Here is a 21,312-nt window from a genome sequence, read left to right on the forward strand (position 1 = left end):
TGGAATTGCCGGGGGTGCAAAGCCGCGAAAATTTCGCTAGAAGCAGGCAACGGATTTTCTCGGGACGGATGACACGGATGACCGGCAGCAGACTTCTTACCACGCTAGTGCTTCTGTCGGTGGTTGCCGCCGCCTCGGCCTGCGGGCGCAAGGCCGGCCTCGACACCCCCTACGAAGCGGCCGTGCAGGCGCGCAAGGATGCCGAGAAAGCCAACCAGCCAGTGCCGCCGGAGCCGGCGCCACCGGTCGCCGACAGGCACTTCATCCTCGACGGCCTGATCTGAGCGTCGCGTTCGCAAACGCACATCTACCGGAACCCTGCCAGTGAACCATTTCGAATACCGTAACGGCGTGCTGCATGCCGAAGACGTGCCACTACCCGAGATCGCGGCAGCCGTCGGCACCCCATTCTATTGCTATTCCACCGCCACGCTGACCCGCCATTTCAACGTGTTCCGCCAGGCATTCGCCGATCTCGATGCGCTGGTCTGCTATGCGCTCAAGGCAAATTCCAATCAGGCGGTGCTGAAGACGCTGGCAAAGCTCGGCGCCGGCGCCGACGTGGTGTCGGAAGGCGAGATGCGCCGGGCGCTGGCCGCAGGCATTCCGGGCAACAGGATCCTGTTCTCGGGCGTGGGCAAGACCGCGCGCGAGATGGACCTGGCGCTCGAGAACGACATCCTCTGCTTCAACGTCGAATCCGAGCCCGAGCTGGAGCTTCTGTCTGCCCGCGCGGTGGCGGCCGGCAAGAAGGCGCCGGTTTCGCTGCGCATCAATCCGGACGTCGACGCCAAGACCCACAAGAAGATCTCCACCGGCAAGGCCGAGAACAAGTTCGGCATACAGTGGCAGCGGGCGCGGGCCGTCTATGCCCGCGCGGCCGAGCTGCCGGGCATCCGCATCACCGGCATCGACATGCATATCGGCAGCCAGATCACCGAGCTGCAGCCCTTCGACGATGCCTTCGCGCTGTTGGTCGAACTGGTCGAGACGCTGAAGGCGGACGGCCACGCCATCGATCATGTCGATCTCGGCGGCGGTCTTGGCATTCCCTACCGCACCGACAACTCGCCCCCGCCCCTGCCCGACGCCTATGCGGCGGTGGTGAAGAAGCATGTCGCCAAGCTTGGCCTGAAGGTGATGTTCGAGCCGGGCCGGCTGATCGTCGGCAATGCCGGCATCCTGGTTTCGGAAGTCATCTATGTGAAGGAAGGCGACGCCAAGAACTTCCTGATCGTCGATGCGGCGATGAACGACCTGATCCGTCCGACGCTCTACGACGCCTTCCACGACATCAAGCCGGTGGTGCAGCCGCCAGTGGATGCGCCGCGCATGAATGCCGACGTCGTGGGCCCCGTCTGCGAGACCGGCGATTTCCTCGGCCAGGACCGCGACCTGCCGCGCATGAAGCCGGGCGACCTGATCGCCGTCAGCACTGCCGGCGCTTATGGCGCGGTGCAGTCCGGCACCTACAACACCAGGCTTCTAGTGCCTGAGGTTCTGGTCAATGGCGACAGCTTCCATGTCATCCGTCGGCGCCAGACTTATGAGGAGCTGATCGGCCTCGATTCGCTGCCCGACTGGCTTTGAACGCGGCGGCTTGGGCAATCACGATTTCTTGCCTCGCCTCGTCTTTGCCGCGTTTGTTGCTATGCTTTCTCTGATGAGGTCGCGCCATCGCGCACCCGGAAAGGGTCGATGACGGAAACGACGACGAAAGCTGCTGACAAGGGTTTTGCCCGGCGCCTTGGCCGCGCCAGGGCGGCTACTCTTGTCGCCATGATGGTGGAACGCGGCTGGCCGCTGGTGCTGCCGCTTCTCGTCACCATCAGCCTGTTCGTCAGCCTCTCCTGGCTCGGCGTCTTCCGCATCCTGCCGGAAATGGCGCGCTTCGGTCTGCTTGGCCTCTTTGCGCTCGCAGCACTCGCCGCGCTCTATCCGCTTCGCTTCTATCGCCAGCCCACACGCATTGAGGTCGACCGCCGTATCGAAGCTGCGAGCAAGCTGCCGCACACGCCGGTGCTGGTGCAGACCGACAAGCCGAGCGGCGAGCAGACCGCCTTCTCGCAGGCGCTGTGGCGCGAGCACCAGCGCCGCATGGCCGAAAAGCTCGCCGACGTCGACAGCGACCTGCCGCGCACGCGGGTGCCCGAGCGCGACCCGTGGGGCCTGCGCGACGCCGCCGCGCTGCTGCTGGTCATCGCCTTTGCCTTTTCCCAGGGACCGTTCGGCGGCCGCATCGGCGACGCCTTTCGGGCAGGCCTCGGCTTTGAGACCGTCCCGCCGCGCATCGATGCCTGGGTCACTCCGCCGACCTATACCGGCAAGGCACCGCTGTTCCTGACGGCAGACGCCAACAATCACGAGAACGGCCCCCTCACCGTGCCGCAGGGCAGCGAGGTGCAGCTGCGCGTCACCGGCGGTTCGGGCAACGAAACGCTCTCCTTCACCGATGCGGATGGCACCGGGCATGAGATCCCTCTCAAGGATCCCGCAAAGCCTTCGCAAGAATCCGCGCAGTCGGATGCACAGGCTGCGATCCGCCAGTTTGCCGGCAAGCTCGAAACGAACGGCGTGCTGGCGCTCGACTCGAGCGGCCGGGAGCTGCGCAGCTGGACCTTCTCCGTCACCCCCAACACGCCGCCGACGATCCGTTTCCTCGACGACCCGAAGCAGGCAGCCAACGGCGCGCTGGAGCTGAACTACCAGATCCTCGACCAGTATGGCGCGGCTTCCGCCAAGGCCGAGTTCGCACTGGCCGACCCGCAGAGCCAGGACGCCGAGCCGCTCTACAAGGCTCCCGAGCTTGCGCTTGCCCTGCCGCCGCGCGGCGGCGACGGCAAGGTCAGGATGTCGCGTGATCTGACCGATCACGCCTGGGCCGGCAGCAAGGTGCGGCTGACCCTCAAGGTCACTGATGACGCCGGTCTGGAAGCGACCAGCGAGACCAAGACCTTCGTCCTGCCCGAGCGGCCGTTCAGCAACCCGCTTGCCCGCGCGGTCGTGGAAGACCGGCGCATCCTGTCGCTCGACGCCAACCAGAAGCCCTATGTGCTCGATCTCCTCGACGCCATCACGCTGCGGCCCGAGGACACGATACCGAGCATCGCCAACTATCTCGGTCTCATGGCCGGCCGCTCCCAGCTCAAACTGGCGCAGAGCAACGATCAGCTGCGCGCCGTCGCCGACTATTTCTGGGAGATGTCGCGGGCCATCGAGGACGGCGCGCTGTCGAACGCCGAAAAGCGCCTGCGCCAGGCGCAGGAGGCGCTTAAGCAGGCGCTGAAGAATGGCGCCAGCGACCAAGAGATCGACAAGCTCATGAAAGAGCTGCGCCAGGCGATGAACGACTTCATCAAGGAGTTTGCCGAGCGCGCCAAGCGTGATCCGAACCTTGCCCAGCAGCAGCTGCCACGCGATGCCCAGGAACTGCGGCAGAGCGACCTCGAGCGCATGATGGATCAGATCGAGAACCTGGCGAAGTCGGGCAATCGCGATATGGCCGAGCAGATGCTGTCGCAGTTGCAGGACATGATGAACAACCTGCAGGCCAACCGCCAGCAGCAGCCGGGCCAGAATGGCGAGCAGAGCGAGATGCATCAGCAGATGAACAAGCTCGGCGAGATCATGCGGCGCCAGCAGGAGATGATGAACGAGACGTTCCGCCTGGACCAGAAGCAGCGCGGCCAGCAAGATGACGAGTTCGGCGACTGGCAGCAGGGCATGCAGGACAACCGCGACCGCGATGCCGAACGCGGCGGCGACCAAGGCCAGGGGCAGCAGGGCCAGAACGGCCACCAGATGACGCCCGAGGAATTCCGCGATGCGCTGAAGCAGCTGCAGGAAGGCCAGGGCAAGCTGCAGAAGGATCTTGATGGGCTGACGAAAGGCCTCAAGGACCTCGGTATCGAGCCCGGCAAGGGATTTGGCGACGCGGGCGATGCGATGGGCCAGGCCAAGGAAGCGCTCGGCGAAGGCGAAGGCAACCGCGCCGTCGGCGAGCAGGGCCGCGCATTGGAGGCCCTGCGCCGCGGTGCCCAGGACATGATGAAGCAGATGCAGCAGGCGATGGAAGGCGAGCAGGGCACCGGGCCGAACGGCCGGCAGCAGGGCGCCGACCGCGATCCGCTCGGCCGTCCGCGCGGCACCACCGGCCCGGATTTCGGCAACACGGTCAAGGTGCCGGACCAGATCGACGTCCAGCGTGCCCGCCAGATCCTCGATGCCATCCGCAAGCGGCTCGGCAATGCGCTGAGCCCCGAGCTCGAAAGGCAGTATCTGGAACGCCTGCTCGAGATGCGCTGAGCGTCCTCCACGCTCTTTCGCGGATATCAGCCTATCTAGCCAAGCTCTGTGCCAGTTCCGCATCCAGTGCAGCGGCGCGCTGATAGGCCGGGCGTGCCTGCAGCCGCGCCAGATAGTCCTTGAACACCGGCTTTTCCGGCAGCACCTGCAGGACATGGATGGCGTAGTGGATGCCGCTCCCGATCTGCACGTCGGCCGAAGTGAAGCTGTCGCCGGCGATGTAGGGCCTGGATGAAAGCGTGCGCTCCAGATTGGCGACCATCTCGTCGAACGAGCCGTAGGAATAGCGGCCGCCCATGAAGTCGATGCCGTTCGACTTGGCGGCAACCACCGGATCGAAGACCGAATCGGAATAGACCAGCCAGGTCAGCCACGCCGCACGCGCCTTGTCGGCAATGGCGGGCGCCAACCCGACCTCGGGAAAGGCCTCCGAAAGATAGATGGAGATCGCGGCCCGCTCGGTGACGATCGTGCCGTCATGGTCGATCGCCGGCACCTTCTTGTTGGGCTGGATGCTGCGGTAGCTCTCCGGCGCACCGCCCGGCGCTCTGAGGTTCATCAATTCGATCTCGTAGGGCACGCCCAGCTCCTCGAGGAGCCAGCGCACGCCGGACGAACGCGACCAGGGCATGTGATAGAACTTGATCATAGACATTGTCCTCTCCGACTGTTCGCAGGGACAATATCAGCATACTCCTGACAACTCACTGTCAGGAGTCTGTCGGGATATTCAATTTCCGGGCTACGGGACAGTCACCACCAGCCGCGAATAGAACGCCTCGCGGATCGCGTCCGCCATGCCCTTGATCGCCTCGCTCGTGGCTCCCGGTGCGCGGTGCAGCACGACGTTGGAGGCGTCGATGTCGCCAAAGCCTTCCGCGGCGGTCAGTTCGCGGCAATCGGGCGGAATGTTGGAGCGCGACACTGGCGCGATCGCCAGGCCCGAGGCCACGGCAAGCTTCAGCCCGCCCGTGGTGTCGCTGGTATAGGCGACGCGATAGGGGTAGCCGCGATCCTCGAGCGACCTCAGCGCGAAATCCTTGCACCAGCCATCGCGGTTGTAGAGCGCCACCGGCAGCGGCCGCTCCTCATGCTGACAATGCAGGTTCGAGGTTACCCACACGGTCGGGTCGCGCATCAACACCTCGCCGTCGGAATAGTCCTCCCATTCGAACACCACCGCGAGGTCAAGCTCGCCAGCCTCCAGCGCTTCGATCTGCGAGGCCGAATGGGCATATCTGACGGTGATCTCCACCTTCGGATGCTGCTTAGAAAACATGCCGAGCGCACGCGACAGGATGGAATAGCTGTACTCCTCGGGGATGCCGATGCGAACCGGGCCGTCCAGCGGCTTGGCCTTGAGCGAAGCGGCCGTTTCCTCGATCAGCGAGACGATGCGGCGGGCATTGATGATCAGCTCCTGCCCTCTGCGGGTGAGCGAAACCCCGCGCGAGCCGCGGTCGAACAGCGCTTCGCCGATCATGTCCTCCAGCCGCTTGATCTGCATCGACACGGCCGACTGCGTGCGGCTGACCTGCTCCGCGGCCTTGGTGAAATTGCCCGCCTCGGCCACGGCCACGAAGGTGCGCAGCAGGTCGCTGTCGAGATGGATGGTCATGTCGCCGCCATAAGGAAATCTGATGGCTGGCATCATTCCAATTCGTTTGAAACATGTCAATCGACCGGCCATACCTGAGCGCGAGACCGAAATGCAATCGACGGCATCGCCATGCGCTGGAGCCGTTCCGGGCAAAAAGTCCTCACTCACCCGCTGTCCTCTGGGCCGCGGGTTCTTTTTGTTCCATGCCTGCCGCAGCGGGCATAATCAGGGCCTATCTGGAATGCAGAACCGTATCGTCGCCGGCATCGCATGTCTCTGCCTCGGCGTGCTGGTGTTTTCCACGCAGGACCCGCTGATCAAGGCGGTGTCGGACCGCTATCCGGTGATGGAGGTCATGGCTATACGCTGCGTCGTGGCGCTACCCATCATGCTCCTTCTCGTGCACCGGGATGTCGGGCTGGGCGCGCTCGTCTCGCGCAATTTCGGCCTGCTCAGCCTCAGGGCACTGACCCTGTTTGCCTCCTACACCGCCTATTATCTGGCGCTGGCGGCGCTTCCGCTGGCCGATGCGGTGGCGCTCTACTTCATGGCGCCGCTGTTCATCATGGTGCTGTCGGGCCCCTATCTCGGAGAGCGCGTGAGCTGGCAGAGCTTCGCAACCGTGTCGGTCGGCCTCGTCGGCGTGCTGGTCATGCTGCGGCCGGGCGGCGGCATGTTCGAATGGGCAGCACTTCTGTCACTGCTGTCGGCCGGCCTCTACGGCTTTGCGCAGATGACGGCGCGCAAGCTCGGCGCAACCGAATCCTCGACGGTCATGAGTTTCTACCAGAACGGCGTCTACCTGCTCGGCGCGATCGTCACCGCCCTAGTCTTCATGGTCGTCGATGTCGGCCACATCACCCATCCGAGCCTGCGCTTCCTGACGCGCGGCTGGGAGTGGCCGACCACCGGCGACTTCTTGATGATGGCTTCGTGCGGCGTAATCGCCTCGGCCGGCATGACCCTGCTGTCGCAGGCCTACCGGCTGGCCCCGGCCAACATCGTGGCGACGTTCGAATACACCGGCATCCTGTGGGCGCCGCTGTGGGGCTTTCTCTTCTTCGCCGAAGTACCGCACACATCGACCGTCCTCGGCGGCGTACTGATCGTCGGCGCCGGCCTCTTCGCCCTCAACGCAAGGCAGAGCGAAAAAGTGCCGGCCTGAGGCGGGCTGAAAGGGCGGACCGGCCAACATGCCGCTCTTTTTTTGCAGCCTGGGCAACCCTATCTGGCGGAAACCGACCGGTTTTCACCAGACAAAGAGTTGCCATTGCCGAACTCCAAGCCTCCCAAGCGCGCGCTACTGATCGTCAATCCCAGGGCGCGCCGTGGCACAGGCTCCGTCGCGTCAGCCGTCAGCGTGCTCGAACGGGGCGGCCTGGCCGTCACCGAGGAAAAGGCCGCCGAAAATGAACCGCTCACCGAGCTCATCCGACGCAAGGCATCCAGCTTCGACCTCATCGTGCTCGGCGGCGGCGACGGCACGCTGAACACGGCCGCGCCGGGCCTGGTGGATGCAGGCCTGCCCCTCGGCGTTCTGCCGCTCGGCACCGCTAACGACTTTGCCCGCACCGTCGGCATTCCGGCCGACCCGACCAAGGCCGCCGAGGTGATCGTCGCGGGCTCGCTCGCGCCTATCGATCTCGGCGAGGTCAACGGCCATTTGTTCTTCAACGTCGCCAGCATCGGCTTCAGCGCCGAGCTGGCCGCCGACCTGACCTCACACGCCAAGAAGCGTTGGGGCAAGCTGGGCTACGCCATCGTTGCGGCGCGGCTGCTCGCGCGCTCGCAGCTGTTCAGCGCCCATCTCGACCATGACGGCACGACCGAGAAGATCAGGACGATGCAGGTGTCGGTCGGCAACGGACGCCACTATGGCGGCGGCATGACGGTGGAGGAAAGCGCCACCGCCGATGACGGCACGCTCGATTTCTACAGCCTGGAGGTCGACCACTGGTGGCGGCTTCTGGCGCTGCTGCCGAGCCTCAGGAAGGGCACACAGGGCCGCTGGGACGATGTGCGGGCTTTCCGTACCACTGAGGTGACAATCCGCACCAGCAAGCCCCGGCCGGTCAATACGGACGGCGAATTGTGCACTACAACGCCGGCGCATTTCCGCATCCGGCCGAAGGCGCTTCAGGTGTTCAGGCCGTCCTCGTAGCCGAAGCTACGACCGCTAGGTCAGACCTCGCCCTTGACGACGCCGACGAAGGGCAGTTCGCGGAAAGCATGGGCCACGTCCATGCCGTAGCCGACGACGAAGGAGTCGGGGCAATCGAAGCCGACATAATCGGCGTTGAGCGAGGTCTGGCGGCGCATGCGCTTGTCGAGCAACACGGCGATCGAGCAGCTCTTGGCGCCGCGCGACAGCATCAGCTCGCGCGTGTAGGATAGCGTCTTGCCCGACTCCAGAATGTCGTCGATCAGGAGCACGTCGCGGCCATTCACCTCGTTGTCGATGTCGCGCAGCACGCGCACTTCGCCGCTGGTGGTGCCGCTGCCATAGCTCGAAATGAAGATGAACTCGACTTCAGGCGACAGGCCGACATCGTGCATGGCGCGAATGAGATCGGCAGCGAAAATGAACGAGCCTTTCAGGACGGAAATGACCAGGAGGTCGGTGTAATCGCGCGAGGCGATCTCCTTGGCCAGCTCGAGATTGCGCCGGGCGATCGCCGAGGCGCTGAACAGAACTTCGATATCCTTGCCGCGAACAGCCGGCATAGTCTTACTCTCCAAAGGCGACCGTAACGGTCTTTACGCCGTTCTTAGGCACCGCAAGGCGAGACGAAAAGGCAAATCTTCCACCGGGTGCCAAGGGTGTCTGTGATGTCCCCAGCTTGTAAAAGGTAGCGCGCCCGTCCTCTCCGGTCACGTGAATTTCCAATTCCGGCAGCATGCCCGCGAGGCTGCCGCCATTTGTAGCCTCCCCGTCGACGAACAGAATCTGCCCCCCGCCCGTCGTCTCGACGCGCGACTTGACCCCGGCAATGGTGAAGAAGGGTGCTGCCTCGGCCGACCCGGGAAGCGGCAATTGGCTAAGCAGCATGTGCCCGCCCGATATCCAGAAGGCGGCCACGACCAATCCGCCGCCGACCGTCCAGAAGGCCGGCCCGCCGCGCTTGGCGAACGGCTGAAAGGCACGGCGCTCACGGACTTTGCGTTGCAGCATCTCCATGCCGGTCGTCGACGCACCATTGGGCACGAACGTTTTTGGCTGGCGCTCTGCTCCAGGCTGGCGCTGCTCGGGCGAAGCGACGATCTCGAAGTCAGCGTCGACGATGTCCGGATCGATTTCAGGGCGCAATGCACCGCCCATGACGGAGGCATCCGTCATGATCTCGCCGGAAACCGGGCGTGCGGTGCGACCGTCTGCCATAGTGGATGGGTTATCCTTTCGAACCGACCCCGATTCCGGAGGTAAACGGAATTGGTTAATGCTTCGCCACCAGATGCGAATCAGGCCCGCTTTTGCAGTGAGAATTAACCGACCGTTAATAGTACGGCCCGAAGGTCGTTTCGACCGCCAGGCGCCCCCGAACACCCAAGGTTTCCGCAATTGATTCGCTTCGAGAACGTCGGCCTGCGCTATGGGATGGGTCCGGAAATTCTCCGCGACATCTCCCTGGATATTCCCGAGCGCTCATTCCAGTTCCTCAGCGGCCCGTCCGGCGCGGGCAAGACCACGCTGTTGCGCCTCTTGTTCCTGTCGCTGAAGCCGACGCGCGGGCTGATCACCGTCTTCGGCAAGGACCGTTCGCGTATCTCCCGGCAGGAACTGCCGCTGATGCGCCGCCGCATCGGCGTGGTGTTCCAGGATTTCCGCCTGCTCGACCACATGACGACCTATGAGAACGTCGCGCTGCCGCTCCGCGTGCGCGGGCGCGAGGAAGCGAGCTATCGCAGCGACGTCACCGAGCTGCTGAAATGGGTGGGCCTTGGCGAGCGCATGCATGTGCTGCCGCCAGTCCTGTCGGGCGGCGAGAAGCAGCGCGCGGCGATTGCCCGCGCCCTGATCGAACAGCCGGAGATGCTGCTGGCCGACGAACCCACCGGCAATGTCGATCCGCCTCTGGCGCGCCGGCTGCTCAGGCTCTTCATCGAGCTCAACCGCTTGGGAACCGCGGTCGTGATCGCCACCCACGATCTCGCCCTGATGGATCAGGTCGATGCCCGGCGCATGATCCTCGCCAATGGAAGGCTCGACATCTATGACTGAGCTTAACGGCGAAGAAGACCTCTACGAGGCTCCGGTTGCCGCCGAGCCGGCACCGCCCGCTCGTGCGCGGCGCAAGACTGCGCCTATCGTGCCGCCGCAAAGCATCGCCGGTCGGGCGCTGGTCTTCGTCATCGCCATCATGACGTTCCTGTCCTGCCTCACGCTGGGCGCGGTCACGCTGGTGCGCGACACGGCTTCGGTCTGGGAAAACCAGATCGCGCGCGAGGCGACGATCCAGATCAAGCCCGTCGAGGGCGTCGACATGGAAGCGTCGCTGGAGAAGGCGGCGAGCATCGCCAGCCAGTTCACCGGGGTGCGCGGCGTCAAGATCGTCGACCGGGAAGCGACATCCCGCCTGCTCGAGCCCTGGCTCGGGTCGGGCCTCAACATTGACGAGTTGCCGGTGCCGCGGCTGGTCATCGTCACCATCGACGAGGACAACCCGCCGGACTTCGCCGGCATGCGCCAGTTGCTGCAGCCGGAAGTGCCGGGCGTTTCGCTGGACGACCACCGCACCTGGGTCGACCGCCTGGTCGCCATGGCCCGCACCACGGTGACGCTGGGCCTGGCCGTGCTGGTGCTGATGCTGTCGGCCACAGTCCTGACGGTGGTGTTTGCCACACGCGGCGCCATGGCCGGCAATGGCCATATCATCGAGGTGCTGCACTATGTCGGCGCCGAGGCAAAGTTCATCGCGCGCGAATTCCGCCGGCATTTCCTGCTCATCGGCATGAAGGGCGCGGTGGCCGGTGGTGCTGCCGCCATGGCCGTCTTCGTCCTGTTCTGGTGGTGGTCTTCGCGCAATCTCGCCACCCCTCAGGCCGACCAGGCGACCGCCCTGTTCGGCAATTTCGCCATCGGGGTTACCGGATATGCGGGCGCCGCTCTCGTCATCCTGCTGATCGGCGTTCTTACCGCTGCCACTTCGCATGTGACCGTTACGACCTATCTGAAGGACATAGACGTCAGTCATCACGACGGACTCTAGGACCGCTCGACCCCTCGTCGGAACGGGTCACGAAGGACGACGGGTTGTAACGCAATGTGCGGCGGCCGGCCGCGCGTGGCCGCCATACGGAAAATTCCGTGATATGATAACGCGCTTTGATTTGGAGGACGCCGGCTGCGGCATGAGGGACGAGATGCCAACGGCTAGGTCACGTTCGACGCGACTTGTCGCGTTCTTACGCGTGTCCGCTTACGGGCTGGTCGGCGCGGGCGTAGCCTTTGCCGTGGGCTTCGGCATGTTCGCCGACTACATCAGCCGGCTGACCACGCCGAACGATCCGCCCGCTGCCGATGCCATCATCGTGCTGACCGGCGGCCAGGCGCGCATCGACGCCGCGGTCAGCCTCCTCAAATCCGGCAAGGGAAAGCGTCTGCTGATCAGCGGCGTGAACCCGGCCGCCAGCCGCCGTTCGCTGCAACGGGCAACGGGCGGCGACAAAGCGCTTTTCAACTGCTGTGTCGACATCGACCACGCCGCGCTCGACACCATCGGCAATGCCGAGGAGAGCGCCAAGTGGGTCGAAAACCACGACTATTCCAGCATCATCCTCGTCACCAACAACTACCACATGCCGCGCAGCCTGCTGGAGATGCGGCGCTTCATCGAAAAGGTCGAAATGACGCCCTACCCGGTCGTCAACAGCCGTCTCGACGGCGGCAGCTGGATGACCAACCGGGCAGCGCTGCGCGTGCTGTTCACCGAATATACCAAGTATCTCGGCGCGCTTGCCCGCGCCGTGGTGCCGCTGCGCTCGACGCCGGACGGCGTGGCGCTGGTTGATGCGGCCACCACGTCGGTCACCAAGAACAATTGAGCGACCGGCTTTATTCCGGGCCGCCCGGTTTTCCTTTTGCGGCTCTTGGTGTAACCAGCCCTGACATCTTCTTCAGGCTTGACCATGGTCCAAATCCGCTCCCTGGCGTTCAACATCGTCTTCTACGCCAATCTCATTCTCCAGATGATCTTCTGGACGCCCTATTACTTCCTGGTGTCGCGCAAGCGCGCCTGGCTGGTGCCTAAGTTCTGGGCCTGCTCCAGCCTGTGGCTGCAGGAAAAGATCGCCGGCACCAGAAGCGAGGTCACCGGGCAGGAGAACCTGCCGGAGGGCTCCTACATCATCGCGCCCAAGCACCAGTCGTTCTGGGACACGATCGCCTTCCTGCCCTACATTCCGGACGCGCTCTATATCCTTAAGCGCGAGCTGACCTGGATCCCCTTCTTCGGCTGGTACATCGCCAAGATGCGGATGATCCCTGTCAATCGCGGCAGCCGGTCCAAGGCGCTGAAGGCCGCAGTGGCCGCAACCAAGGCCGAGCTTGCCCGTAACAGCCGCCAGCTTATCATCTACCCCGAGGGCACGCGCCGCCCACCTGGGGCCGAGCCCGCCTACAAATGGGGCATCGTGGAGCTCTATACGCAGCTCAACCTGCCGGTCGTTCCGGTGGCGCATGTCGCCGGGCTCTACTGGCCGCGCCGCAAATTCCTGCGCTATCCGGGCACGATCCGCGCGCGCTTCCTGCCGCCGATCCCGCCGGGGCTGGGCAAGGAAGAGTTCATGCAGCGCCTGATCGCCGAAACCGAAGCCGCCTGCGACCAGCTGCTGATCGAAGCGACCAGCACCGACCGCCCGCCGCTGCCGCCGACCGCGGTGGAGCGCCTGAAGGAACTGGGCGTAACCGCCTGAAGAAAGAAGCCCACCCCGAACCGATCGGGGCGGGCTTTTTCAATTCAATCGATAGTCAAGCGCTCGCCGCGTCGAGCTCGGCAATGTCTGCGGCGTCGAGCTTCAGTTCGGCCGAGCGGATCAGGCTGTCCATCTGCACCAGTGAGGTGGCGCTGGCGATCGGCGCGGTAACGCCCGCTCGCGCCATGATCCAGGCAAGCGCGACTTCCGCCGGCTTTGCAGAGCGCCGCGCCGCGACCGCGTCGAGCGCCGCCAGAATGCGCATGCCCCGCGCGTCAAGATAGTGCTTCACGTCCTCGCCGCGGGCACTTTTCCCGAGATCGGCCTCGCTGCGGTATTTTCCTGATAGGAAGCCGCTGGCCAGGCTGAAATAGGTGACGACGCCGATATCCTCGGCCATGCAGAGGTCGCGCAGCGGCCCGTCATAGCTTGCACGGTCGTAGAGATTGTATTCCGGCTGCAGCACGTCATAGCGTGGCAGGTTCTTGTCCTTCGCCACGTTCAGAGCTGCCTTCAGTTGCTCGGCATCGAGGTTGGAGGCGCCGATGTTGCGCACCTTTCCCGTTGCGATCAGCTTCTGGTAAGCGCCGAGCGTCTCCTCGTATGGCGTCTCCGGGTCGAGCCAGTGCGAGAGATAGAGGTCGATCACGTCCGTCTGCAGACGCTTCAGGGAAGCTTCTACCGCGCGGGCAATGTAGCCGGCAGAAAGGTCGCGCTTACCCTGCCCCATGTCCGAACCGACCTTGGTGATGACGATCACCTTGTCGCGGTTGCCGCGGCTCTTCATCCACTTGCCGATGATCGTCTCGGATTCGCCGCCGCTGTTGCCGGACGCCCAGCGCGAATAGACATCGGCCGTATCAATCGTGTTGAGGCCGGCGGCGAAGGCATGGTCGAGCAGGTCGAAGGAAGTCTTTTCGTCCGCGGTCCAGCCGAAGACATTGCCGCCAAGCACCAGCGGCGCGATTTCGAGGTCGGTGCGTCCTAGACGTCGTTTCTGCAAGATCTGCTCTCCATGGTTTGTCGGGCCGCGCAGGCAGCCTCCACAGTCAAGCTATGTTGCGCCCGCGACCGTTCAAACCCGAACCAATGGATTTCCCCTCAAAAGATTGCGAGCATTCTCAACCGGCGTTGAGCTGCCCCGCCACCCGCTCCAGCCAGTGGTCGCGGATGCCGAGCGCCTCGAGGTGCTTGAGGGTGTTCATGACGTATTCCTCGTTGCGCCCGGACTGGCCGACCGCGCCGGCGACAATGCTGGCCGCTTCAGCTTCGTGGAGACCTCCGGCATATTGTTCGTGCTTGCGGTCGACCACGTAACAGATGGCCTCGACGTTGCCGCCGGCATCGAGCTGCACCATATGGGTCCGCTCGAGATAGACGTTGGTGACCAGTTCGCGTTCACGCAGATAGGCGACCACCTCCTCGCGCAGGTCGCCCGGCACGCGGAACGCCAGACCGACGCAGGAGCCGCCACGATCGAGCCCCAGCACCAGGCCGGGGCGTTCGCGCGTGCCGCGATGCACATAGGAGCGCACGCAAAGCGAACGCCTATAGCCGTGCAAATGGGCACGCCGGGTTTCAACATGCGCAAAACCTGGGCGCCAGATTAGCGAGCCGTAGCCAAAAACCCAAAAATCGCCCATATCGCCAAGACAACTCCGTATGCAGCGCTCGGCGCTGCTTCGGGGTCATGGGTAAAGTATCATCGCCAAAAGGGGAAACCGGTTTTTTGCTGCGCCGTCCTTCGGAACGGAAAAGACCACCCCAGACCAAAGGATCGACGCAACGATGCCGCCAGAAGTGAGCAGCAAGCCAAACTACGGTCGCCGTGTCATGTGGCTGGCGGTGGTTGTCGTCATCCTGTGCGGCGGCTACACGATGGGCTGGTTCTACCTTGCCGACAAGCTCGAGGCCAAGGCCAAGACCAGCCTTGCGGAGCTGAACCGCGACGGCGTCGTGGCCGAGTGCACCAATCCCGTCGCGCGCGGCTTCCCGTTCCGCCTCGGCCTGTTTTGCGACCGCATTGCCTTCGACGATGCCAGGCAGGGCCTTAGCGTTTCGGCCGGAAGCTTCCGCTCAGTCGGCCAGGTCTACGATCCCACTCACCTGATCGCTGAACTCGATGGCCCGGCGCGCATCGACACGCCGCGGACCGAACCGTTTGCGCTGGACTGGGACAATCTGCGCGCCAGCGTTCGCCTCGCGCGGCCGCTGCCGGAACGGGTCTCGGTGGAAGGCCACCAGCTGCGGGCGTCGACCGTCTCCGGCAAGTCGCTGGCGACCATCGATACCTTCGAAGGCCACATGCGCCCTGACGGCGCCAATCTCGACCTCGCCGGTACGTTCTCCAATCTGCTGCTCGACTCCTCGCTGGTGCAGGGGCGAACCCTGCCGCTTTTGTCGGGCGACACCGATCTGACCATCAACAATGGCGTGGAACTGGTCGGCAACCGGACCGAGAGCCTGCGCGGCCAGTCCGGCACCATCCGCAACCTGGACCTGTCCACGAACGAGAAGACTGGGATTTCGCTGAACGGGCCGTTCTCGGTCGATCAGGATGGGCTGCTTGATGCCGATCTGCGCGTCACCGTTCGCGACCCGCAAGGACTGGCGACGGTGCTGGCCGGCGTGGTGCCCGAAAAGAGCCGGGAGATCCAGCAAGGTTTTATGGGCCTGTCGATACTCGGGCCGTCGCCTTCGCTGCCGCTCAAGATCGTCAAGGGCAAGATCTCGCTTGCCTTCATCAAGCTCGGCCAGGTTCCGCCGCTGCAGTAGCGCGACGGGAAACGACGACGCAGGGTGGCCCCGCGTCGCAGGCTAAGAACAAGGCGTCGAGCGTCAGCTCTTTGCCAGCTTCTCCGGATGCGCGACGACCTGGCGGCCGAAGTCCGGCGCGTCGATTTCCTGTCCCGCCTCGATGATCGAGCGGCGGATGGCGCGGGTGCGCGTGAAGAGATCGAACAGTTTTTCGCCGTCGCCCCAGCGGATGGCTCGCTGCAGCGAAGCCAGATCCTCTGAGAACCGCGCCAGCATCTCCAGGATCGCGTCCTTGTTGTGCAGGCACACGTCGCGCCACATCGTCGGATCGGACGCCGCGATACGGGTGAAGTCGCGGAAACCCGAGGCCGAATACTTGATCACCTCGGACTTGGTGACCGCCGCCAGGTCGTCGGCGGTACCGACGATGTTGTAGGCGATGATGTGCGGCAGGTGAGAGACGATGGCCAGCACCATGTCGTGGTGCTCGGGATCCATCGTGTCGATGTTGGAGCCGCAGCGGCGCCAGAATTCCGACAGCTTCTCCACTGCTTCCGGATCCGTGTCCGGCAGCGGCGTCAGGATGCACCAGCGGTTTTCGAACAGTTCGGCAAAGCCTGCATCGGGGCCCGACTTTTCCGTACCCGCCAGCGGGTGGCCGGGAATGAAGTGCACGCCAGCCGGCACATGCGGCTTCATCTGGGCGATGACGGAGCCCTTGGTGGAGCCGACATCGGTGAGGATGGCGCCGGCTTTGAGCGCCGGCGCAATCTCCTCGGCCACCGTGCCGGACGAACCGACCGGAACCGAGACGATGACGAGGTCGGCGTCCTTCACCGCTTCGGCGGCGTTGGTGGAGTAGGAACCGCCGAGCCCAAGCTCTTCCGCACGCTTCAGCGTTTCCGGGCTACGGGTGGCGATGGCGATATGGCTTGCGAGGCCTTCACGACGGATGACCCGCGCCAGCGACGACCCGATCAGGCCGATGCCGACGAGGGCGATCTTCTCGAACAGTGGAGCGGACATTTTCTAACTTTTCAAAAACTCGGTGAGTGCGGCGACTACGCCACGATTGGCTTCTTCGGTTCCGACTGTCATCCGCAGCGCGTTGGGAAAACCGTAGCCTGCAACGCGCCGCAGAATATAACCGCGCGCCGTGAGATAGTCGTCGGCCGATGCCGCCGAGTGCTTCCCGTCGTCCGGGAAGTGAATGAGAATAAAATTGCCGACGCTAGGCGTGACGCGAAGGCCGAGCTTGGTCAGCTCTTCCGTCACCCAGGGCAGCCACTTTTCGTTGTGCTCAACGGTCTGTTCGACATGGGCGCGGTCGCGCATGGCAGCGACGCCCGCCTCAATAGCCATGGCGTTGACGTTGAACGGTCCGCGCACGCGGTTCAGCGCGTCCACGACATGCGTCGGCGCATAGGCCCAGCCGATGCGCGCGCCGCCAAGACCGTGGATCTTGGAGAAGGTGCGGGTCATGACCACGTTCTGCGACGTCGAGACGAGCTCGATGCCCGACTCGTAATCGTTACGGCGCACATATTCGGCATAGGCCGCGTCGAGCACCAGAAGCACGTGCTTGGGCAGCGCGGCGTGCAGGCGGCGCACTTCCTCATACGGCATATAGGTGCCGGTCGGGTTGTTCGGATTGGCCAGGAAGACGATTTTCGTCTTGTCCGTCACCGCCGCGAGAATGGCGTCGACATCGGCCTTCTCGTTGCTTTCCTTGGCCACCACCGGAACCGCGCCGGCAGCCTGGATGTAGATGCGGTAGACGAGGAAGCCATGCTCGGTGAAGACGCCCTCGTCGCCCGGCCGCAGATAGGTCTGCGCCAGAAGGCCGATGATCTCGTCCGAGCCGTTCGAGCAGATGATGTTGGCCGGGTTCAGACCGTAGACCTCGCCAATCGCCTCGCGAAGCTTGGTCGCCGAGCCATCCGGATAGAACTCCATGCGGGTGGCTGCATCGCGCACCGCCTCGATGGCAGCCGGCGAAGCGCCGAGCGGATTCTCGTTCGACGACAGCTTATGAACCTTGGCGACGCCGTCCGGCGCGCTGCTCTTGCCGGGCACATAGGCGGCGATGTCCATGATGCCGGGTTTGGGCTGCGGGCGGCTCACGTCATTCGCGTTCGTCATGGCTGAAAGTATCCGGCTTTCTAGATGTGAATGGATGCAGCGGAAATACAAGCCGATGCGCGGATTGTCGAGGAAAAGCTTTGCCGTTGACGCCGACCGGGCGCAGCCGTAAAAGACTGGAACGTTCCGTGGTGATTTGGCCGGTCGGCTTGCAGCCACGTTAAATAAATCGCTAAAGGGACCGATGACGACAAATTCGTTCGGACCGGTCGCGATTTCGCCACCGGTCTTTTTTGTTTTGGAGTTTGTGCGATGCCGATCAAGATCCCCGATCAGCTGCCTGCCCACGAGGTGCTCGTACGCGAGGGCGTGTCCGTCATGGACGAACGGACGGCGCTGCGCCAGGACATCCGTCCGCTGCAGATCGGGCTCCTGAACCTCATGCCGAACAAGATCCGCACGGAAACGCAGTTTGCGCGACTGATCGGCGCCTCGCCCCTCCAGGTCGAGCTGACGCTGGTGCGCATCGGCAACCACAAGGCCAAGAACACGTCAGAAGAGCATCTCATCTCCTTCTACCAGACCTGGGAGGAGGTTCGGGACCGCAAGTTCGACGGCTTCATCGTCACCGGCGCGCCAGTGGAGCTCCTCCCCTTCGAGGACGTCACCTATTGGGACGAGCTCAAAAGCATCTTCGATTGGACGACCACCAACGTTCATTCCTCCAACTTCATCTGCTGGGGGGCCATGGCCGCCGCCTGGCATTTCCACCGCATTCCGAAATACACGCTCGACAAGAAGGCCTTCGGCGTCTTCCGTCACAGCAACAATGCGCCCGCCTCGCCTTATCTTGCAGGCTTCTCGGACGATTTCGCCATTCCGGTTTCGCGCTGGACGGAGGTGCGCAGCGCCGACATCCCCTCCGGCTCGGGCCTGGACCTGCTGATGGAATCCGATGTGACCGGCCCCTGCCTGCTGGCCGAGACGACCGGCAACCGGCTCTACATGTTCAACCACATCGAGTACGACTCCACCTCGCTCAAGGAAGAGTATGACCGCGACGTGGCCGCCGGAACGCCGATCGAGGTGCCGCACGGCTATTACCCCGACGACGATCCGGCCCGCCGGCCGCTCAACCGGTGGCGTTCGCATGCTCACTTGCTGTTCGGCAACTGGATCAACCAGGTCTACCAGACCACGCCCTACGACCTGGCGGACGTCGGAAGGCTCCTGCAGCCCGACATCGCCTGAGCCTCTCGGGGGGCAAGGCGACCGATACGACTGGCGCGCGAGCACCCGCGCCAGCAGGTCGCATGCAATGTCACAAAGCAGCGCATTTCCGCAGCTATAGTCGCTAAATCGCACCGTGGCCGGGCTTCGCATTTCGCCCGACCCGGCGAATACCTATATCTGCGCGAAAGGCCTTGGTGCATCTCGCGCAAAAGGGTAGTGAGAATGTACGCGCCTATGCCAAGGAGAACCTTCTGTTGAGCGAATTGGAACCCGGGACCGCCAAACGCGAACCCCGACTGCTCGGGCTCTCCACGCCTGCCCGCATCCCGCTCATCCCTCCGCTCACGGCGGCGCGCTGGCTGCTTGTTCTCATCGTTGCCGCCGGCATCTATTTCTTCAACGGCTTCCTGGTGCCGGTGCTGGCCGCGCTCGTCATCGCCTTTGCCAGCTGGCCGCTCTACCGCCGCCTGCTCGACGCGGTTTCGGGCAACCGTACCGTGGCCGCGACGCTCGCGATCCTGTTCATCGTGACCTTCCTGGTGGTGCCGATCGTGCTGGCCGGCATCTACACGGTCAACGAAGTGCGCGAATGGTTCAGCTGGGCGGTCGAGACCAACCGCAACGGCGCGCCGACGCCCGAATGGATGACCGCCCTGCCCATCATCGGCGAATGGGCGGATGAGCAATGGGCGCGCTATATCGGCCATCCCGGCGCCATCGGCGAACTCATCCAGATCGTCAGCGGCGCCAATATCGGCAGCATCTATCGCGGCGTGCTGGCGGCCGGCGGCGGCGCCTTCAACTTGCTGCTGACGCTGCTTTTCATGCTGATCGCGCTCTTCTTCGTCTATCGCGATGGCGAAAGCTTCGCCAAGCAGATCGGCAAGCTCGGCGAGCGTATCCTGCCGACGCGCTGGGAGCGAATTTCCGGCGTCGTGCCGGCGACCATCAGCTCCACCGTGACCGGCATGACGCTGATCGCGATCGGAGAGGGCGTGGTGCTGGGCATTGCTTACTGGATCGCCGGCGTGCCCTCCCCGGTGACGCTCGGCGTGCTGACCGGCGTCATGGCGCTGATCCCCGGCGGCGCACCGCTGTCGTTCACACTGGTCTCGGCCTATCTGGTGGCGCGTGGCACGCCGATCGCCGGCGTCGCGCTACTTGCCTGGGGCTCGATCGAGCTTTTCATCGTCGACAAGACGCTGCGGCCCAAGCTGGTCGGCGGCCCCATCAAGCTGCCCTTCCTGCCCACCTTTTTCGGCCTGATCGGCGGTGTGAAGACCATGGGCTTCCTTGGCCTGTTCATCGGCCCGGTGCTCATGGCACTGCTGGTCGCGATCTGGCGAGAATGGCTGCGTGAGGTGGAGCAGACCGACAGCCCATCCGCCGGCGTGGCCCAGATGACCGACGAGCTGTTGACCGAACGGGAGCCAAAACGGCTGGTAGGGTCGGAGTAGCTTTCCTGCTGCATCCGGATTTCAGGCGTCTCATCGGCAATTTTGAACGGTTGTGAAGGCGGGGCGGTCGAGGCATGGATTCCCGACACTCTCCGCTCGTGCTTCGCACTCGCTCACGAGGTCGAGAATGACGAACGCATTGACGTTCGTTGCCAATCTTCAACCTTAGTGATTTGCATCAGCGCCGTATTAAGCCGTCATTCCCGACCTCGTGAGCGAGGAACGAGCGGAGAGTGTCGGGAATCCATGCCTCAGCGGGTGTGAAAGGCAAAAGCCTGGCAAAGGGCATGCCTTGTGCTAAGCGCCTAATCCTTCAGGCTTGCGGAAATCAATCTGTCAGCATTTTCAGCCACGGAAGCAGCGGGACCGCCCGGGCCGAACAGCTGACCGGAAACATAGGCGCCCTCGATCAGAAGCAGCAGGCCGTCGCCAAGTGTGTCGGCATCTTCCGCACCCATTTCGGACGCCATGGCGCGCAGGCGCCGGCGCAGCTCGCGCTTGTTAGCTTCGCCCACCAGACGCGCCGGATGCCCATGCTCGGGATATTCGATCGCCGCATTGGTCATGCCGCAGCCGCGATAATCCGTCTGCACCGCCCTGTAGCCGACCCGGGTCAGAAAGGCGCGGATCTGGCTGCGCGGATCGCCGGGATGGGCCGCCACTGCCTGGTCGAAGCGCTCCCAGAATTCGACCTCATAGCCGCGCAGATAGGTGGCCGCGAGTTCGTCCTTGGAGGAAAAGCTGCGGTAGAGGCTGGGTTTGGTGACGCCTGCCTGGCGCACGATCTCATCGACGCCGATGGCGCGGATGCCTTGCCGGTAAAAAAGATTCCGCGCCACGCCCAATATGCGTTCGGCCGCGCGCGGCTGAGGCTGGCCTGCCTCATCGGGCTTGGCAGTTTCTGTCAGGTGTGTGGCGCTCGTCTTCGTCGACATGTACGTGCTCTCTTGACTTTGTTACTGACCG

The 21,312-nt window shown here is 64.0% G+C and carries 21 protein-coding genes and 1 riboswitch; of the genes, 12 read left to right on the plus strand and 9 right to left on the minus strand.

Annotated elements, in window-relative coordinates:
- Window positions 1-77 precede the first annotated feature (77 nt).
- From M2281_RS23245 to M2281_RS23255, 3 genes are all read left to right on the plus strand, one after another.
- A complete protein-coding gene (locus M2281_RS23245; RefSeq protein WP_280823582.1) occupies window positions 78-284 on the plus strand; it encodes a hypothetical protein in 207 nt (68 codons plus the stop codon).
- A gap of 40 nt (window positions 285-324) precedes the next feature.
- The gene (lysA, locus tag M2281_RS23250) at window positions 325-1,590 is read left to right on the plus strand and encodes a diaminopimelate decarboxylase (RefSeq protein ID WP_280823583.1); all 1,266 of its coding nucleotides are present in this window, start codon (window positions 325-327) and stop codon (window positions 1,588-1,590) included.
- A 108-nt stretch (window positions 1,591-1,698) separates the two neighbouring features.
- Complete coding sequence (locus M2281_RS23255) at window positions 1,699-4,305, plus strand: TIGR02302 family protein (RefSeq protein WP_280823584.1); 2,607 nt, start codon at window positions 1,699-1,701, stop codon at window positions 4,303-4,305.
- Between the two features lie 31 nt (window positions 4,306-4,336).
- Here the strand turns inward: M2281_RS23255 and M2281_RS23260 are convergent, their stop codons facing one another.
- A complete protein-coding gene (locus M2281_RS23260) occupies window positions 4,337-4,960 on the minus strand; it encodes a glutathione S-transferase family protein (RefSeq protein WP_342394295.1) in 624 nt (207 codons plus the stop codon).
- 87 nt (window positions 4,961-5,047) lie between these two features.
- On the minus strand, window positions 5,048-5,959 hold the full coding sequence (locus tag M2281_RS23265; protein ID WP_425537792.1) for a LysR family transcriptional regulator: 912 nt from the start codon (window positions 5,957-5,959) through the stop codon (window positions 5,048-5,050).
- 187 nt (window positions 5,960-6,146) lie between these two features.
- Here M2281_RS23265 and M2281_RS23270 point away from each other — a divergent pair, with 187 nt between their 5' ends.
- Both M2281_RS23270 and M2281_RS23275 read left to right on the plus strand, forming a co-directional pair.
- A complete protein-coding gene (locus M2281_RS23270) occupies window positions 6,147-7,070 on the plus strand; it encodes a DMT family transporter (protein WP_280823585.1) in 924 nt (307 codons plus the stop codon).
- Between the two features lie 105 nt (window positions 7,071-7,175).
- A complete protein-coding gene (locus M2281_RS23275) occupies window positions 7,176-8,066 on the plus strand; it encodes a lipid kinase (protein ID WP_280823586.1) in 891 nt (296 codons plus the stop codon).
- Between the two features lie 20 nt (window positions 8,067-8,086).
- Here M2281_RS23275 and hpt read toward each other — a convergent pair whose 3' ends face one another.
- Both hpt and M2281_RS23285 read right to left on the minus strand, forming a co-directional pair.
- Window positions 8,087-8,629, minus strand: a complete 543-nt coding sequence (gene hpt, locus M2281_RS23280) for a hypoxanthine phosphoribosyltransferase (RefSeq protein ID WP_280823587.1) — start codon at window positions 8,627-8,629, stop codon at window positions 8,087-8,089.
- Between the two features lie 4 nt (window positions 8,630-8,633).
- Entirely contained in the window at window positions 8,634-9,284 is a 651-nt protein-coding gene (locus M2281_RS23285) for a hypothetical protein (RefSeq protein WP_280823588.1), read from the minus strand.
- Window positions 9,285-9,464: 180 nt separating this feature from the next.
- On the opposite strand from M2281_RS23285, the gene ftsE reads away from it, so the two are divergent.
- The 4 genes from ftsE to M2281_RS23305 all read left to right on the plus strand — a co-directional run bounded on the left by ftsE (window position 9,465) and on the right by M2281_RS23305 (window position 12,817).
- Window positions 9,465-10,124: a cell division ATP-binding protein FtsE gene (gene ftsE, locus M2281_RS23290; protein ID WP_280823589.1), complete on the plus strand. Its 660-nt coding sequence runs from the start codon at window positions 9,465-9,467 to the stop codon at window positions 10,122-10,124.
- On the plus strand, window positions 10,117-11,112 hold the full coding sequence (locus M2281_RS23295) for a cell division protein FtsX (RefSeq protein WP_280823590.1): 996 nt from the start codon (window positions 10,117-10,119) through the stop codon (window positions 11,110-11,112). The genes ftsE and M2281_RS23295 overlap by 8 nt, the downstream gene beginning before the upstream one ends.
- Window positions 11,113-11,266: 154 nt before the next feature.
- Window positions 11,267-11,947, plus strand: coding sequence for a YdcF family protein (locus M2281_RS23300; protein WP_280823591.1), 681 nt, complete (start codon window positions 11,267-11,269; stop codon window positions 11,945-11,947).
- 84 nt (window positions 11,948-12,031) lie between these two features.
- Entirely contained in the window at window positions 12,032-12,817 is a 786-nt protein-coding gene (locus M2281_RS23305; RefSeq protein WP_280823592.1) for a lysophospholipid acyltransferase family protein, read from the plus strand.
- 55 nt (window positions 12,818-12,872) lie between these two features.
- Here the strand turns inward: M2281_RS23305 and M2281_RS23310 are convergent, their stop codons facing one another.
- Window positions 12,873-13,820, minus strand: coding sequence for an aldo/keto reductase (locus tag M2281_RS23310; protein WP_280823593.1), 948 nt, complete (start codon window positions 13,818-13,820; stop codon window positions 12,873-12,875).
- A gap of 118 nt (window positions 13,821-13,938) precedes the next feature.
- Window positions 13,939-14,460: a gamma-glutamylcyclotransferase gene (locus M2281_RS23315; protein WP_280823594.1), complete on the minus strand. Its 522-nt coding sequence runs from the start codon at window positions 14,458-14,460 to the stop codon at window positions 13,939-13,941.
- A gap of 157 nt (window positions 14,461-14,617) precedes the next feature.
- On the opposite strand from M2281_RS23315, the gene M2281_RS23320 reads away from it, so the two are divergent.
- Window positions 14,618-15,592 (plus strand): DUF2125 domain-containing protein, encoded by a 975-nt coding sequence (locus tag M2281_RS23320; protein ID WP_280823595.1) that lies wholly within the window; start codon window positions 14,618-14,620, stop codon window positions 15,590-15,592.
- Between the two features lie 63 nt (window positions 15,593-15,655).
- On the opposite strand, the gene M2281_RS23325 is transcribed toward M2281_RS23320, so the two are convergent.
- Together M2281_RS23325 and hisC are read right to left on the minus strand one after the other, a co-directional pair.
- On the minus strand, window positions 15,656-16,600 hold the full coding sequence (locus M2281_RS23325; protein WP_280823596.1) for a prephenate/arogenate dehydrogenase family protein: 945 nt from the start codon (window positions 16,598-16,600) through the stop codon (window positions 15,656-15,658).
- Between the two features lie 3 nt (window positions 16,601-16,603).
- Window positions 16,604-17,716, minus strand: coding sequence for a histidinol-phosphate transaminase (gene hisC, locus M2281_RS23330; protein WP_280823597.1), 1,113 nt, complete (start codon window positions 17,714-17,716; stop codon window positions 16,604-16,606).
- Between the two features lie 118 nt (window positions 17,717-17,834).
- A riboswitch (SAM riboswitch) is annotated at window positions 17,835-17,913 on the plus strand.
- 55 nt (window positions 17,914-17,968) lie between these two features.
- On the opposite strand from hisC, the gene metA reads away from it, so the two are divergent.
- Together metA and M2281_RS23340 are read left to right on the plus strand one after the other, a co-directional pair.
- Window positions 17,969-18,907, plus strand: coding sequence for a homoserine O-acetyltransferase MetA (metA, locus tag M2281_RS23335; RefSeq protein ID WP_280823598.1), 939 nt, complete (start codon window positions 17,969-17,971; stop codon window positions 18,905-18,907).
- Between the two features lie 236 nt (window positions 18,908-19,143).
- Window positions 19,144-20,346, plus strand: a complete 1,203-nt coding sequence (locus M2281_RS23340; protein WP_280823599.1) for an AI-2E family transporter — start codon at window positions 19,144-19,146, stop codon at window positions 20,344-20,346.
- A gap of 305 nt (window positions 20,347-20,651) precedes the next feature.
- Here the strand turns inward: M2281_RS23340 and M2281_RS23345 are convergent, their stop codons facing one another.
- Window positions 20,652-21,281 carry a TetR/AcrR family transcriptional regulator gene (locus M2281_RS23345; RefSeq protein WP_425537793.1) on the minus strand — a complete coding sequence of 210 codons (630 nt, stop codon included), beginning with the start codon at window positions 21,279-21,281 and terminating at the stop codon, window positions 20,652-20,654.
- Between the last annotated feature and the right edge of the window lie 31 nt (window positions 21,282-21,312).

The sequence above is a fragment of the Pseudaminobacter soli (ex Li et al. 2025) genome, from assembly GCF_029892515.1.
Lineage (GTDB): Bacteria > Pseudomonadota > Alphaproteobacteria > Rhizobiales > Rhizobiaceae > Pseudaminobacter > Pseudaminobacter soli_A.

Coding starts and splice junctions, on each gene's coding strand:
- M2281_RS23270 (WP_280823585.1), top strand. CDS start 6,147: ATGCAGAACCGTATCGTCGCCGGCATCGCATGTCTCTGCCTCGGCGTG.
- M2281_RS23305 (WP_280823592.1), top strand. CDS start 12,032: ATGGTCCAAATCCGCTCCCTGGCGTTCAACATCGTCTTCTACGCCAAT.
- M2281_RS23265 (WP_425537792.1), bottom strand. CDS start 5,959: ATGATGCCAGCCATCAGATTTCCTTATGGCGGCGACATGACCATCCAT.
- M2281_RS23345 (WP_425537793.1), bottom strand. CDS start 21,281: ATGTCGACGAAGACGAGCGCCACACACCTGACAGAAACTGCCAAGCCC.
- M2281_RS23260 (WP_342394295.1), bottom strand. CDS start 4,960: ATGTCTATGATCAAGTTCTATCACATGCCCTGGTCGCGTTCGTCCGGC.
- hisC (WP_280823597.1), bottom strand. CDS start 17,716: ATGACGAACGCGAATGACGTGAGCCGCCCGCAGCCCAAACCCGGCATC.
- M2281_RS23315 (WP_280823594.1), bottom strand. CDS start 14,460: ATGGGCGATTTTTGGGTTTTTGGCTACGGCTCGCTAATCTGGCGCCCA.
- metA (WP_280823598.1), top strand. CDS start 17,969: ATGCCGATCAAGATCCCCGATCAGCTGCCTGCCCACGAGGTGCTCGTA.
- M2281_RS23295 (WP_280823590.1), top strand. CDS start 10,117: ATGACTGAGCTTAACGGCGAAGAAGACCTCTACGAGGCTCCGGTTGCC.
- M2281_RS23325 (WP_280823596.1), bottom strand. CDS start 16,600: ATGTCCGCTCCACTGTTCGAGAAGATCGCCCTCGTCGGCATCGGCCTG.
- hpt (WP_280823587.1), bottom strand. CDS start 8,629: ATGCCGGCTGTTCGCGGCAAGGATATCGAAGTTCTGTTCAGCGCCTCG.
- M2281_RS23245 (WP_280823582.1), top strand. CDS start 78: ATGACCGGCAGCAGACTTCTTACCACGCTAGTGCTTCTGTCGGTGGTT.
- M2281_RS23255 (WP_280823584.1), top strand. CDS start 1,699: ATGACGGAAACGACGACGAAAGCTGCTGACAAGGGTTTTGCCCGGCGC.
- M2281_RS23285 (WP_280823588.1), bottom strand. CDS start 9,284: ATGGCAGACGGTCGCACCGCACGCCCGGTTTCCGGCGAGATCATGACG.
- M2281_RS23300 (WP_280823591.1), top strand. CDS start 11,267: ATGCCAACGGCTAGGTCACGTTCGACGCGACTTGTCGCGTTCTTACGC.